Consider the following 12,857-nt stretch of genomic DNA (forward strand, 5'->3'; position numbering starts at 1 on the left):
CGCCGACCACTCCTCATGAGGTAGAAATCCATGCGTGTCCTCCTGGTCGAAGACCATCTGCAACTGGCCGAAAGCGTCGCGCAAGCGCTCAAGGGCATGGGTTTGACCGTCGACGTGCTGCACGACGGCGTGGCCGCGGACCTGGCCTTGGGCAGCGAGGAATACGCGGCGGCGATCCTTGATGTGGGCCTGCCGCGCATGGATGGTTTCGAGGTGCTGGCGCGCTTGCGGGCCCGAGGAAAAAACCTGCCGGTGTTGATGCTGACGGCACGCAGTGATGTCAAAGACCGCGTGCACGGCCTCAACCTGGGTGCCGACGATTACCTCGCCAAGCCGTTCGAGCTGACGGAGCTGGAGGCGCGGGTCAAGGCGCTGTTGCGTCGCAGTGTGCTCGGTGGGGAACGTCAGCAGGCGTGCGGGGTGTTGGTATACGACCTGGACACACGACGCTTCACGGTGGGCGGTGAATTGATGACGTTGACCTCCCGTGAGCAAGCGGTACTCGAAGCCTTGATCGCCCGACCAGGCCGCGTGATGAGCAAAGAGCAACTGGCCTCTCAGGTGTTCGGCCTGGACGAGGAAGCCAGCCCCGACGCCATCGAAATCTACGTACACCGCCTGCGCAAGAAGCTCGATGGCCAGCCCATTGCCATCGTGACGTTCCGCGGCCTGGGCTACTTGCTGGAAGCCCGCGATGCATAAGCCCAGCAGTCTGCGTTGGCGCCTGCTGTGGAACCTGGCGCTGTTGCTGGTGCTGTTGATGCTCGCCAGCGGCATGAGCGCCTATTGGAACGGGCGCGAAGCCGCCGACACCGCCTACGACCGCACGCTGCTGGCCTCGGCGCGCACCATTGCCGCAGGCTTGACCCAGGTGGACGGCACCCTAAGCGCCAATGTGCCGTATGTGGCCCTCGACACCTTCGCTTATGACAGCGCCGGTCGCATTTATTACCAGGTCAATGACATTGATCAGAAGCTGATTTCCGGTTACGAAAACCTCCCGGGCCCGCCGCCCGGAACACCCCGCACCGACGATTACCCAGCCCTGGCGCGCTTCTACAACGCCATGTACCAGGGTCAGCATGTACGTGTGGTGAGCCTGCTCAAGGCCGTTTCCGAGCCGAACATGAATGGCATGGCCGAGATTCGTGTCGCGGAGACCGACGAAGCGCGCGTCGCCATGGCCCGCAGCTTGATGGCCGACACATTGCTGCGCCTGGGGATGCTGGCCATCGGTGCGTTGCTGCTGGTGTGGTTCGCGGTGAGCGCTGCGCTGCGCCCGCTCGAACGCCTGCGTACGGCGGTGGAGGAGCGCCAGCCCGATGATCTGCGGCCGCTGCCACTGGTGGAAGTTCAGGATGAGTTCGGCCCGCTGGTACGCTCCCTCAACCACTTCACCGAACGTCTGCGTGGCCAGTTCGAGCGCCAGGCGCAGTTTATTGCCGATGCTGCCCACGAGTTGCGCACGCCGCTGGCGGCGCTCAAGGCTCGTCTGGAGCTGGGCTTGCGTGCCCAGGAGCCGGCCACCTGGCACAGCACCCTGGAAAGCGCTGCCCAGGGCACCGACCGCCTGACCCATCTGGCCAATCAATTGTTGTCTTTGGCCCGCATCGAAAACGGTGCCCGAGCCATCGCTGAAGGCGGCGCGCAGTTGCTCGACCTCAGCCAACTGGCGCGTGAACTGGGCATGGCCATGGCGCCGCTGGCTCACGCACGTGGAGTGGCCTTGGCACTGGAGGCCGACGAGCCGGTGTGGTTGCGTGGTGAGCCGACGCTGTTGAATGAGCTGCTGAGCAACCTGGTGGACAACGCCATGGCCCACACGCCACCCGGCGGCAATGTGATTTTACGCGTGACCGCACCGGCGGTGCTGGAGGTTGAGGATGATGGCCCAGGTATCCCGCTGGATGAGCGGGACCGGGTATTCGAGCGCTTTTATCGGCGTAGCCAACAGGGCATGGGGTCTGGCTTGGGGCTGGCGATTGTCGGGGAAATCTGCCGCGCACACCTGGCGCAGATCAGTCTGCATGATGGCGAGTTGGCCGGTTTGAAAGTGCGCGTGAGTTTTATCGCCGGTTGATCAGTAGAACATCGACCGTGCTTCATCCAGTTCAGTGCGCATCTTCTCGCTGTAGAGATCAATCTGCAGCCTTTGCATGGCCGGCACGCTGGTAATGTCGACTTTAGCCAGCGGATGGTCGGTGTTGTGGTGGCAATAGAGCACGGCGATCTGCACCAGATCGACGTAGTCGAGCTTTGCGCAGTCGCGTTCCAGGTTGAGGTATTGGCCTGGCAGTTTCGCCAGCTTTTCCGGGAAGTCCCAGCCGCTCAGCAGTTTGTCGCCCAGTAACGGGTGAATACTCTCGATGACGTGGTTAAGGCTGACCGGATCGGAAAGCAGCTCGTAGTGATCTTCGGCATAGGTGAGGATCGGTAGCACGCCAATCTGGTGCACCAAACCGCCGAGGGCCGCCTGGTCGGCCTTGAGGTGGCTGTGCCGACGACACAAGGCATAGCTGACGCCGGCGACTTCCAGGCTACGGCACCACACGTCACGCATTTTCTGGGCAACCACTTCGGAGCGAGCGTGAAAAATTTGCTCCATCACCAGGCCGATGGCCAGGTTGCTGCTGTAGTTGGTACCGAGCCGCGTGATGGCCGTGTGCAGGTCGGTAACTTCCTGGCTGGCCCGTAACAGCGGGCTGTTGACCACTTTGATCAGGCGTGCCGACAAGGCGGTGTCGCGACTGATTACCTTGCTCAAGCGGCTGATGCTGATCTCCGGGTCTTCGGCGGCCTGGCGAATTTTCAGGGCCACCTCCGGCAGTGTCGGCAGAACCAGGTCATCGTTGTCGATGGCCGTTACCAACGCCTGTTGGATTTTTTCCGCCAGCTTGTTCATTCATGCTCTCTAGGTGCTGCAAAAAGGTACGGCGATTAACGCTGGATCTCGCGATCACGGTCCAGTTGGTAGGGCAGATCAAGCAGTTGCAGGCCGGGGCCTTCCAGGCTGCCTGTACGCACGTCGCCACTCTCGGCAGCTTCGGCTTGCAGCACCGCGAGAAGTTCAATCGACTGGTCGGCTTTTGCCGCGATCACCACCTCGCCAACCGCGCTGTTATGGCCAGGGGAAAACAGCGGCGTGCCTGGCTCGGGTAACTGCGTGGCTTCAAGGCTCAGTCGATACAGGCGTCGCTTGAGTTTGCCCAGGTATTGCATACGCGCGACGATTTCCTGGCCGGTGTAGCAACCTTTCTTGAAACTCACGCCGCCCACGGCTTGCAGGTTGAGCATCTGTGGGATGAACAGCTCGCGGGTCTGCGCCATCACCTGGCCGATACCGGCGCGGATCTGGCCAAGCAACCACGCATTCAACTCAGCCTGTGGCAATTGTGCGGCCAGTTGGCTGCGCACGGCATCGGCTTGTTCGGCGGGGACCCAGAGCTCGGCACGGCCGGGGGACACGCGAATGGCGATCAGCGTGTCGGTGCGCGCCACGCTGTCGGTTTCGGCAGGCAGCGCCAGGCCGAAGGCGGCCAGGCACTGATCTGCATCCGCCAGACCGAAGCGTGCCCAGGCGGCGCTTTCGTCGGTGAGTTTGGATTTGGAGAACACTGCGTATTTCTTCAGATCCGCCAACTGCGGTTCAAGCAGCTGCGTGGCCATGGCCAGGAGTACGCCGTCACCTTGCAGCAGGATACGGAAGCTGGACTGCATCCGGCCTTTTTGCGTGCAGCGCGCGCCCAGGCTGGCCTGGGTATCACTCAGGTAATTGAGGTTGCAGGTCAGTTGGCCTTGCAGGAATTTGGCAGCATCAGAACCGCGGACGGCAAGAACGCCTTCGTGGGACAGGGGGCAGAAAAAAGCAGAGTCAGCCATGGGTCATCGCAGGTTAAAAAGTCATGGGTGCATCATAGAGGGGCGTCCGGCAAATGCATAGTTTCGTCGCGGGCGACCAAAGCCGACTGTTCCGGTGTCGCCGGGCCTGTATACTTGCGCTCTATTTGAGGAGGGCTCCATGGTCGAAGATGTAGAAATCAATCGCCTCTACTGGCACAGCCGTCGTGGCATGCTGGAGCTGGATGTATTGCTGGTGCCTTTCACCAAAGAGGTGTACGCGACGCTCAATCAGGTGGACCGCGACCTCTACGTCAGGCTGCTGACCTGTGAAGATCAGGACATGTTCGGCTGGTTTATGGAGCGCGCCGAATCTGAAGATCCAGAGCTGCAGCGCATGGTCCGGATGATTCTGGATCGTGTCCAGCCCAAGTAATCGCTTTGAATGCCGCTGGCAGGCCTCGCGGCTGTTGCTGGCGGCGTATCTGCTTGCCCTGCTGTTCGCGCTGGGCAGCCTGTTGATCGTGAGCCTGCCTTATTCAAGCCTCGGCATCCTGTTATGCCTGGCCCACTGTGCGTGGGTGCTACCGCGCCATGTTCTGCTCACTCACCGCTCGTCGATTCGTGGCCTGCGCCGCGATGATGATGGCTGGCAGTTATGGAACGCCGCCCGCGGCTGGCACGCCGTGCAGCTTCGACCCGACAGCCTGGCGTTGCCGTTGGTCGTGGTGTTGCGTTATCGCGTGCAGGGTGAGCGACGAGTACGCTCGGTCTGTGTGCCCAGGGATGCGCAGGCCGCCGATGTACACCGGCGCCTGCGGGTACGCCTGAAGTTCAGCCGCCGTAGGTGGTTGGCACCAGGATAGTGTCGCGGGCTTCGGGCAACATCTGCGGGTAATCGAGGGTGTAATGCAGGCCCCGGCTTTCCTTGCGCTCCATGGCTGAACGGATCATCAACTCGGCCACTTGTGCCAGGTTGCGCAACTCGATCAGGTCACGGCTGACCTTATAGTTGCTGTAGAACTCGTCAATCTCGTCCAACAGCAAGCGTACCCGGTGCTGCGCCCGTTGCAGGCGCTTGTTGGTGCGCACAATGCCCACGTAGTCCCACATGAAACGCCGCAACTCGTCCCAGTTGTGCGCGATGATCACATCTTCGTCCGAATCGGTGACCTGGCTGGCGTCCCAGCGGGGCAGGGCGGCCGGAACCGGGATATGCGGCAGTTGTTCCAGAATATCCGCCGCTGCCGAGCGTGCGTACACAAAACATTCAAGCAGTGAGTTGCTGGCCATGCGGTTGGCACCGTGCAGGCCGGTAAAACTGGTTTCGCCGATGGCATAGAGGCCGGGCACGTCGGTGCGCCCGTGCTGGTCGACCATCACGCCGCCGCAGGTATAGTGCGCAGCCGGCACCACTGGGATCGGACCTTTGGTGATGTCGATATTGAAGGTCAGGCAGCGTTCATAGACGGTCGGAAAGTGTGTCTTGATAAACGCTTCGGGCTTGTGGCTGATGTCCAGGTAGACGCAATCGATACCCAGGCGCTTCATCTCGTGGTCGATGGCGCGGGCGACAATGTCGCGCGGTGCCAACTCGGCGCGTGGATCGAAGCGCTGCATGAAGCGCTCGCCATTGGGCAGCTTCAAGTGCGCACCTTCGCCGCGCAGGGCTTCGGTGATCAGGAAGCTCTTGGCTTGCGGGTGGTACAGGCAAGTAGGGTGGAACTGGTTGAACTCCAGGTTGGCCACCCGGCAGCCCGAGCGCCAGGCCATGGCAATGCCGTCACCGCAGGCGCCGTCGGGATTGCTGGTATAGAGATAAACCTTGGCTGCCCCGCCCGAGGCAAGAATAGTGAAGCGTGCGCCGTAGGTATCGACTTCGCCACTGGTGCGATTGAGTACGTAGGCGCCAAGGCAGCGCTCGCCGTCCAGACCCAGGCGTTTTTCGGTGATCAGGTCGACGGCGACGCGTTGCTCCAGTAACTGAATGTTGGGCCGTTGGCGCGCCTGTTCGAGCAGGGTCTTGAAAATCGCAGCACCGGTGGCGTCGGCGGCGTGAATGATGCGGCGATGGCTGTGGCCGCCTTCGCGGGTCAGGTGGAACTCAAAGCCGCCGTCGTCGCTGCCGGCATGTTCATCGCGGGTGAAGGGTACGCCTTGGTCGATCAGCCATTGGATGGCTTCGCGGCTGTGCTCGACGGTGAAGCGTACGGCGTCTTCATTGCACAGGCCGCCGCCGGCGTTGAGGGTGTCTTCGACGTGCGATTGCACCGTGTCGGTGTCGTCCAGTACCGCCGCAACACCGCCCTGGGCCCAGAATGTCGAGCCGTTGGCCAGGTCGCCCTTGCTCAAAACCGCAATGCGCAGGTGGGCGGGCAGGGTCAGGGCAAGGCTCAAGCCGGCTGCGCCGCTGCCGATCACCAGCACATCGTGTTGAAACTGTTGGCTCATTTGAAGGATTCCGCAAAAAGCGATCCGAAGGAGCGGCGCAAACAGGACGCCTGGATCGGCGAATCAAAGGGTCACACGGGCCACTAGTATATAGAGGGGTGGAGCGGCACAATAGCCACGCATTCGTGGCATTGTGAGATTATGCCGCGCAGCTTTGGGAAACGGCCGGTTGGCGGGACGGGAACTTTTTGCATGAGCCCCGACTCAATAGCAGGTTGCCCGAAAGCTGGGAAAACGTTGAGTTTATTGGCCCGTCGGGAGCATTGGACGCGTCACGAAACCGGCGACAAGATTATTCGCGCAGCCGGCCCCGCCCGGGCTGCGTTTTTCGTGTGTGCCAAATCAGTGCATGCCGGAAACTTGCTTGAAGGGGGAGAACTTTTGCGAAAAGCCCGAGTCTATGTTTGCAAGCCTGATCGTTTAGTTATGCAAGCCTCCTTCAAGTACAACGAGGAGTGTTCATGCTAACCCAGGAAGAGGATCAGCAGCTGGTCGAGCGCGTACAACGCGGCGACAAGCGAGCATTTGATCTGCTAGTGCTGAAATACCAGCACAAAATTCTCGGGTTGATCGTGCGGTTTGTGCACGACACCCATGAAGCGCAGGACGTTGCACAGGAAGCCTTTATCAAGGCTTACCGTGCACTTGGAAATTTCCGCGGTGACAGTGCGTTTTATACGTGGCTATACCGTATCGCTATTAACACGGCGAAGAACTATCTGGTGTCTCGCGGCCGCCGCCCACCAGACAGTGATGTCAGTTCAGAAGATGCTGAGTTTTACGATGGTGATCACGGCCTCAAAGATCTCGAGTCGCCGGAGCGTGCATTGCTGCGCGACGAGATCGAAGGCACCGTCCATCGAACCATTCAGCAACTGCCGGAAGATTTACGTACGGCGTTAACTTTACGTGAATTCGATGGTCTGAGTTACGAAGACATTGCGAGCGTCATGCAATGTCCGGTGGGGACTGTAAGGTCACGGATTTTCCGGGCCCGGGAAGCCATCGACAAAGCCTTGCAACCATTGTTGCAGGAAAACTAAAGACAGCGGCGACAGCCAAGAGAGGAACCGCCATGAGTCGTGATGCCCTGCAGGAATCGCTGTCCGCAGTGATGGATAACGAAGCGGATGAACTGGAACTTCGTCGAGTGCTCAACGCATTTGATGACGCCCAAACCCGTGATACCTGGTCTCGTTACCAAGTCGCTCGGGCGGTGATGCACAAGGATCTTTTAATCCCTCGTCTGGATATTGCTGCGGCCGTTTCTGCCGCGCTGGCTGATGAAGCCGTTCCGGCCAAGGCTGCTCGTGGCCCGTGGCGTAGCCTGGGTCGACTGGCAGTGGCTGCCTCGGTGACTGTGGCTGTACTGGCTGGCGTTCGTCTGTACAACCAGGACGAAATTGCCGGTGCCGAACTGGCCCAGCAAACCCAGCAACCGGTCATGGCGGGTCCACAAGTCAAAGGCCCGGCTGTACTGGCAGGCTATAAGGAAAGCTCCGATGCCACCGGCCCTATGGCCAACGGTGTGCTTCAAGGGCAATCCGGCTGGCAAGATCAGCGTCTTCCAGGCTACCTGCGTCAGCACGCTCAGGAATCGGCTGCCAAAGGCACCGAAAGCGCTCTGCCGTACGCTCGCGCAGCCAGTCAGGAAAACCGCTGATTCGCTAAGGAGCTCTATGCGCGCCATACCGCTCCTTACGCTTTTGCTCAGTAGCTGGTTTGCACTATCCGCCCATGCCGATGAAGCCCAAGACTGGCTGACTCGACTTGGGCGTGCAGAGCAGCAGCAAAGCTTTGAAGGTACGTTTGTTTACGAACGCAATGGCAGTTTTTCTACTCACGCTATCTGGCACCGGGTTCAGGATGGTCATGTCCGTGAACGGCTGCTGCAACTGGATGGCCCGCCCCGGGAAACGGTACGGTTGGATGGCCGGACGCAATGCGTCAGTGGCGATCTGATTGCTGGGTTGGTCAAGTCTTCCGATGCGCCTTCGCGTGCTTTCGACCCAAAAAAACTCACTCAATTCTATGAACTGGCCGTCATTGGCAAATCTCGCGTGGCCGGTCGTCACGCAGTGATTGTGTCGATCAGCCCGCGCGATCACTACCGCTACGGTTTTGAGTTGCATCTGGATCGCGAGACGGCTCTGCCGCTTAAATCCCTGCTGCTCAATGATCAGGGGCAGTTGCTGGAGCGCTTTCAATACGCTCGCCTGGATACCTCGGTCATTCCTGCTGAGCACGACTTAAAGCCAGGCAGCGGATGTTCGCCCTTCGTTGTTTCCACCGATAAAGCCTCTGACATGCCTGCCTCCCAGGCGTGGTATCTGGATTGGCTGCCGCCTGGCTTCCAGCAGATCAGCAGCGCTACGCGCAAAGACTCCCAAACGAAATCGAGCGTCGATAGCCTGATGTATGACGATGGGCTCGCACGGTTTTCTGTATTTCTTGAGTCCGCCAGGGGCGCCGATATGAATGAAACCCGCGCTCAGCTCGGCCCGACTGTGGCGGTTTCTCGGCGTTTGAATACGGTTGACGGAGAGATGATGGTTACCGTGGTAGGAGAGATTCCGGTCGGCACTGCTGAGCGTATCGCGCTGTCGGTACGCGGTGAAAAGGCCGCTGCCAAGCCGTGAGATTGTTAATTCTATGTTCATCCTGACCTTTCAATCTGTGCCCAGATTTGTTTGGGGAGCGAGCGTATGAAACTTCTGGATCAGCATTTTCACTTGCAAAAACTTCCCATGTTTTTTATAGGTCAGGGTTTGTTGGCTCTGGCCTTGTTTTGTTCGCGGAACAAAAATGTCGTTTGTCGCATTCGGCGTTTATTGGACCCTGTCGCTCAACCCTGCTCGTCGTAACGGGAGCTGTATGTCGATACCACGTTTGAAGTCTTACCTATCCATAGTTGCCACAGTGCTGGTGCTGGGTCAGGCCTTACCTGCGCAAGCAGTCGAGCTGCCTGACTTCACCCAACTGGTAGAGCAAGCCTCACCGGCCGTGGTCAATATCAGTACCACCCAGAAACTGCCGGATCGCAAAGTCTCGAACCAGCAAATGCCCGACCTGGAAGGCTTGCCGCCCATGCTGCGCGAGTTCTTCGAGCGCGGCATGCCGCAGCCGCGCACCCCTCGTGGCGGCGGGGGGCAGCGCGAAGCCCAGTCCCTGGGTTCGGGCTTCATCATTTCGCCTGACGGCTATATCCTGACCAACAATCACGTGATCGCCGATGCTGACGAAATCCTCGTGCGCCTGGCCGATCGCAGTGAGCTCAAGGCCAAGCTGATCGGTACCGACCCGCGTTCCGACGTCGCCTTGCTTAAAATTGACGGCAAGGACCTGCCGGTTCTCAAACTGGGCAAGTCTCAGGACTTGAAGGCTGGCCAATGGGTTGTCGCGATCGGTTCGCCATTCGGCTTTGACCATACCGTCACCCAGGGTATCGTCAGTGCCATTGGCCGCAGCCTGCCAAACGAGAACTACGTACCGTTCATCCAGACCGACGTGCCGATCAACCCGGGCAACTCCGGCGGTCCATTGTTCAACCTGGCCGGCGAGGTGGTGGGCATCAACTCACAGATCTATACCCGTTCCGGTGGTTTCATGGGCGTGTCTTTCGCGATCCCGATTGACGTGGCCATGGACGTCTCCAATCAGTTGAAAAGCGGTGGCAAGGTCAGCCGTGGCTGGTTGGGCGTAGTGATCCAGGAAGTGAACAAAGATCTGGCTGAATCCTTCGGCCTCGACAAGCCGGCCGGTGCCCTGGTTGCGCAAATCCAGGACAATGGCCCAGCAGCCAAAGGCGGCCTGAAAGTTGGCGACGTGATTTTGAGCATGAACGGCCAACCCATCGTGATGTCGGCTGACCTGCCTCATCTGGTCGGCGCGCTCAAGGCCGGCGGCAAAGCCAAGCTGGAAGTGATTCGTGACGGCAAGCGCCAGAACGTTGAGCTGACCGTTGGTGCGATCCCGGAAGAAGGCGCGACGCTGGATGCCCTCGGTAACGCCAAGCCCGGTGCAGAGCGCAGCAGTAACCGCCTGGGCATCGCCGTGGTTGAACTGACCGCCGAGCAGAAGAAGACGTTTGACCTGCAAAGCGGTGTGGTCATCAAGGAAGTCCAGGACGGCCCAGCCGCCTTGATCGGCCTGCAGCCGGGCGATGTGATCACTCACCTGAACAATCAGGCGATCAACACCACCAAGGAGTTCACCGACATCGCCAAGGCGTTGCCGAAGAACCGTTCAGTGTCGATGCGCGTACTGCGTCAAGGTCGTGCCAGCTTCATCACCTTCAAGTTGGCCGAATAATCGTTGAGCCTGCTCCAATAGAAACAAAAAGCCCCGCTGCCGGTTAACGGCAGCGGGGCTTTTTTGTGGGTGAAGGGTTTAGCTCATCATCCCTTTCACCAGACGTTCCTGTTCGATCAGCTCACGCTGGCGTGCGTCGATACGTGAGGACAGTGGGAAGTTATTGCCGGCGCGGCGCTTGGCAAAGTCCAGTTGCTGAATGGCCTGCTGGAAGTCCCCCACCAGTGCGAAGTACTCGGCGCGAGCCTGGTGCAGGCCGATGATGTTGCCGGACAAGCCTCGCGTCTCGGCGACCTGATACCACACGTCCGGATCGTCGGGGCGTGACTTGAGCAAGCCGTCCAGGGCCTTCTCGGCATCGGCGGTACGGTTCTGCTTAAGCAGCAGGTCGACCCGCACCTGGTTCAGCGGGTAGTTGCTGGGGTACTGGGTGAGCATTCGGTCAGTACGTTGCTGGGCATCCGCCATCCGGTTGTTGGTGATGTCCAGTTCGATCTGCGCCAGGTTGTAGGTGATGTCATTGGGCGCTTTGGCCAGCAGAGGTGCCAGGCTTTCACGCGCTTCCTTGAGTTGGACGCCCTTGATCTGCGCAATGGCCAAGCCATAACGCGCCACATCGTTTTTGGGATTGTCGTCCAATTGTGCCTGGAAGCGCTTGGCAGCCAGGCCTGGCGTGTCTTCGTACTTCAACTGCACGCGTGCGCGAATCAGTTGATAGCGCAGGCTGTCTTCCTTGCCGCCAGGTTTGGCCTGTTCGGCGCGGTTGCGGGTGTCGGCGATACGCGATTCGGTCACCGGGTGCGTCAACAGGAACTCCGGTGGCTTGGCATCGAAGCGATACTGGCGCATCAGGCGCTCGAACATGGTGGGCATCGACCGCGGGTCGTAGCCGGCTTTCTCCAGGTTGAGGATGCCGATGCGGTCGGCCTCTTGTTCGTTCTGTCGGGAGAACCTGCGCTGCTCCTGGATCGCAGCCGCTTGCGAACCGGCAATCGCGGCGATACCTGCATCACCGGCTCCCGCCGCGGCGGCAATAATGCCGCCAAGCAGGGCGGCCATCATCGGCAGTTGCATGCGTGATTGCGCTTCCACGCCTCGGGCGAAGTGACGCTGGGACAAGTGAGCCAGTTCGTGGGCCAGCACCGAGGCGTATTCACCTTCGGTCTGGGCATTGAGGAACAAGCCGCCGTTCACCCCAATGATCCCCCCGGGTGCCGCAAAGGCGTTGAGCTGCGGGCTGTTGATCAGGATGAACTCCAGGCGCCGATCGTTGACCTGGCTGGTCTCCACCAGCTTGTACACGCTGGTTTCTACGTAGTCCTTGAGTTGCGGGTCGTTAAGCTGCGACACCTGACCGCGCAAATAGGCCAGCCAGGCGCGACCCAGTTGATATTCCTGTTGGGGCGAGACAATGGCAGAACTGGCGTCACCAAGTGACGGCAGGTCGTCAGCGAAAGCCGGGGAGGCCAGCAGGCAGGCCAGCGTCAACAGGGTAGGGCGCAAAAAAGTCATGCACAAAGCCTTTCGACAAAGAGCTTACTGTAGCCGGACACTGAGCTTGGGACCAGATATTCTAAGCGGCCCGAATGTTTGCCTGGAGTAACACTATGACCGACGCCGTCGCCTTTGACGCCGAACTTGATGCTAGCGGTCTGAACTGCCCGTTGCCCTTGCTCAAGGCCAAGCTGGAACTCAATCGATTGGCCAGCGGGGCCGTGCTTAAAGTGATCGCCACCGATGCAGGCTCCCAGCGCGATTTCCGCACTTTTGCCAAGCTGGCGGGCCATACGCTGGTCCAGGAAGAAGAGGCCGCTGGCGTGTACCGTTATTGGTTGCGCAAGGCCTGAGGGCCTTACGAGGCAAGGTATCTACACAACTTCGGTACCAAGCTGACCCTGTGGCGAGGGAGCTTGCTCCCGTGACGACCTGACGGCCGATGCTTGTCTACCTGACCCACCACGATCCAAATGTGGGAGCTGGCTTGCCTGCGAAGACGGCCTGACAGCCGACACCTATCTACCTGACACCCTGCGATCAAACTGTGGGAGCGGGCTTGCTTGCGAAGGCGGCCTGACAGGCGACACAGTTGGATTGGGTACATATCCATTGCTGCGGTAACGGCCACTTAGGGTTCCGCCCTGACGGCGGGTCACTTTGGAAAAGCCCCAAAGTAACCAAAGGGCTCTTGCCCCACCACTCGGCACCTCGCTTGGGCTCGGTGTGCCCGTAATCCGCCAGCTGTTCTCTTATACACATCT

The 12,857-nt window shown here is 59.9% G+C and carries 13 protein-coding genes; 9 read left to right on the forward strand and 4 right to left on the reverse strand.

All coding sequences use genetic code 11. From position 1 onward, the window contains the following. The first annotated feature begins 30 nt into the window (after positions 1 to 30). A complete protein-coding gene (locus tag JFT63_RS25395) occupies positions 31 to 702 on the forward strand; it encodes a response regulator (protein ID WP_043046381.1) in 672 nt (223 codons plus the stop codon). Further along, complete coding sequence (locus JFT63_RS25400; protein ID WP_057701188.1) at positions 695 to 2,080, forward strand: sensor histidine kinase; 1,386 nt, start codon at positions 695 to 697, stop codon at positions 2,078 to 2,080. The genes JFT63_RS25395 and JFT63_RS25400 overlap by 8 nt, the downstream gene beginning before the upstream one ends. On the opposite strand, the gene JFT63_RS25405 is transcribed toward JFT63_RS25400, so the two are convergent. Both JFT63_RS25405 and ygfZ read right to left on the reverse strand, forming a co-directional pair. Continuing rightward, entirely contained in the window at positions 2,081 to 2,902 is an 822-nt protein-coding gene (locus tag JFT63_RS25405; protein WP_057701187.1) for an HDOD domain-containing protein, read from the reverse strand. Positions 2,903 to 2,937: 35 nt separating this feature from the next. Further along, positions 2,938 to 3,879 (reverse strand): CAF17-like 4Fe-4S cluster assembly/insertion protein YgfZ, encoded by a 942-nt coding sequence (ygfZ, locus tag JFT63_RS25410; protein WP_198845008.1) that lies wholly within the window; start codon positions 3,877 to 3,879, stop codon positions 2,938 to 2,940. A gap of 139 nt (positions 3,880 to 4,018) precedes the next feature. On the opposite strand from ygfZ, the gene JFT63_RS25415 reads away from it, so the two are divergent. Beyond that, positions 4,019 to 4,273 (forward strand): FAD assembly factor SdhE, encoded by a 255-nt coding sequence (locus tag JFT63_RS25415; RefSeq protein WP_014717362.1) that lies wholly within the window; start codon positions 4,019 to 4,021, stop codon positions 4,271 to 4,273. Continuing rightward, positions 4,257 to 4,703 carry a protein YgfX gene (locus tag JFT63_RS25420; RefSeq protein ID WP_198707999.1) on the forward strand — a complete coding sequence of 149 codons (447 nt, stop codon included), beginning with the start codon at positions 4,257 to 4,259 and terminating at the stop codon, positions 4,701 to 4,703. Before JFT63_RS25415 ends, JFT63_RS25420 begins: the two co-directional genes overlap by 17 nt. Here the strand turns inward: JFT63_RS25420 and nadB are convergent. Next, positions 4,672 to 6,288 (reverse strand): L-aspartate oxidase, encoded by a 1,617-nt coding sequence (gene nadB / locus JFT63_RS25425; protein ID WP_198845009.1) that lies wholly within the window; start codon positions 6,286 to 6,288, stop codon positions 4,672 to 4,674. The two genes, JFT63_RS25420 and nadB, sit on opposite strands and share 32 nt — an antisense overlap. Positions 6,289 to 6,749: 461 nt before the next feature. Here nadB and rpoE point away from each other — a divergent pair, with 461 nt between their 5' ends. From rpoE to JFT63_RS25445, 4 genes are all read left to right on the forward strand, one after another. After that, entirely contained in the window at positions 6,750 to 7,331 is a 582-nt protein-coding gene (rpoE, locus tag JFT63_RS25430; RefSeq protein WP_003172477.1) for an RNA polymerase sigma factor RpoE, read from the forward strand. Between the two features lie 32 nt (positions 7,332 to 7,363). Continuing rightward, the gene (locus JFT63_RS25435; RefSeq protein WP_198845010.1) at positions 7,364 to 7,951 is read left to right on the forward strand and encodes a sigma-E factor negative regulatory protein; all 588 of its coding nucleotides are present in this window, start codon (positions 7,364 to 7,366) and stop codon (positions 7,949 to 7,951) included. A gap of 16 nt (positions 7,952 to 7,967) precedes the next feature. Then, positions 7,968 to 8,927 (forward strand): MucB/RseB C-terminal domain-containing protein, encoded by a 960-nt coding sequence (locus JFT63_RS25440; protein WP_198845011.1) that lies wholly within the window; start codon positions 7,968 to 7,970, stop codon positions 8,925 to 8,927. Positions 8,928 to 9,162: 235 nt separating this feature from the next. Further along, positions 9,163 to 10,599 (forward strand): DegQ family serine endoprotease, encoded by a 1,437-nt coding sequence (locus JFT63_RS25445; protein WP_005786015.1) that lies wholly within the window; start codon positions 9,163 to 9,165, stop codon positions 10,597 to 10,599. A 78-nt stretch (positions 10,600 to 10,677) separates the two neighbouring features. Here JFT63_RS25445 and JFT63_RS25450 read toward each other — a convergent pair whose 3' ends face one another. After that, positions 10,678 to 12,111 (reverse strand): M48 family metalloprotease, encoded by a 1,434-nt coding sequence (locus JFT63_RS25450; RefSeq protein WP_057701167.1) that lies wholly within the window; start codon positions 12,109 to 12,111, stop codon positions 10,678 to 10,680. A 95-nt stretch (positions 12,112 to 12,206) separates the two neighbouring features. On the opposite strand from JFT63_RS25450, the gene JFT63_RS25455 reads away from it, so the two are divergent. Then, positions 12,207 to 12,446 carry a sulfurtransferase TusA family protein gene (locus JFT63_RS25455; protein WP_057701166.1) on the forward strand — a complete coding sequence of 80 codons (240 nt, stop codon included), beginning with the start codon at positions 12,207 to 12,209 and terminating at the stop codon, positions 12,444 to 12,446. Positions 12,447 to 12,857: the final 411 nt, after the last annotated feature.

Source organism: Pseudomonas sp. MF7453 (assembly GCF_016405455.1).
Classification (GTDB): domain Bacteria; phylum Pseudomonadota; class Gammaproteobacteria; order Pseudomonadales; family Pseudomonadaceae; genus Aquipseudomonas; species Aquipseudomonas paralactis.

Excerpts from the sequence above, each read along its gene's own strand:
- JFT63_RS25395 (WP_043046381.1), top strand. The coding sequence starts at position 31 with ATGCGTGTCCTCCTGGTCGAAGACCATCTGCAACTGGCCGAAAGCGTC.
- JFT63_RS25400 (WP_057701188.1), top strand. The coding sequence starts at position 695 with ATGCATAAGCCCAGCAGTCTGCGTTGGCGCCTGCTGTGGAACCTGGCG.
- JFT63_RS25405 (WP_057701187.1), bottom strand. The coding sequence starts at position 2,902 with ATGAACAAGCTGGCGGAAAAAATCCAACAGGCGTTGGTAACGGCCATC.
- ygfZ (WP_198845008.1), bottom strand. The coding sequence starts at position 3,879 with ATGGCTGACTCTGCTTTTTTCTGCCCCCTGTCCCACGAAGGCGTTCTT.
- JFT63_RS25415 (WP_014717362.1), top strand. The coding sequence starts at position 4,019 with ATGGTCGAAGATGTAGAAATCAATCGCCTCTACTGGCACAGCCGTCGT.
- nadB (WP_198845009.1), bottom strand. The coding sequence starts at position 6,288 with ATGAGCCAACAGTTTCAACACGATGTGCTGGTGATCGGCAGCGGCGCA.
- rpoE (WP_003172477.1), top strand. The coding sequence starts at position 6,750 with ATGCTAACCCAGGAAGAGGATCAGCAGCTGGTCGAGCGCGTACAACGC.
- JFT63_RS25435 (WP_198845010.1), top strand. The coding sequence starts at position 7,364 with ATGAGTCGTGATGCCCTGCAGGAATCGCTGTCCGCAGTGATGGATAAC.
- JFT63_RS25440 (WP_198845011.1), top strand. The coding sequence starts at position 7,968 with ATGCGCGCCATACCGCTCCTTACGCTTTTGCTCAGTAGCTGGTTTGCA.
- JFT63_RS25445 (WP_005786015.1), top strand. The coding sequence starts at position 9,163 with ATGTCGATACCACGTTTGAAGTCTTACCTATCCATAGTTGCCACAGTG.
- JFT63_RS25450 (WP_057701167.1), bottom strand. The coding sequence starts at position 12,111 with ATGACTTTTTTGCGCCCTACCCTGTTGACGCTGGCCTGCCTGCTGGCC.
- JFT63_RS25455 (WP_057701166.1), top strand. The coding sequence starts at position 12,207 with ATGACCGACGCCGTCGCCTTTGACGCCGAACTTGATGCTAGCGGTCTG.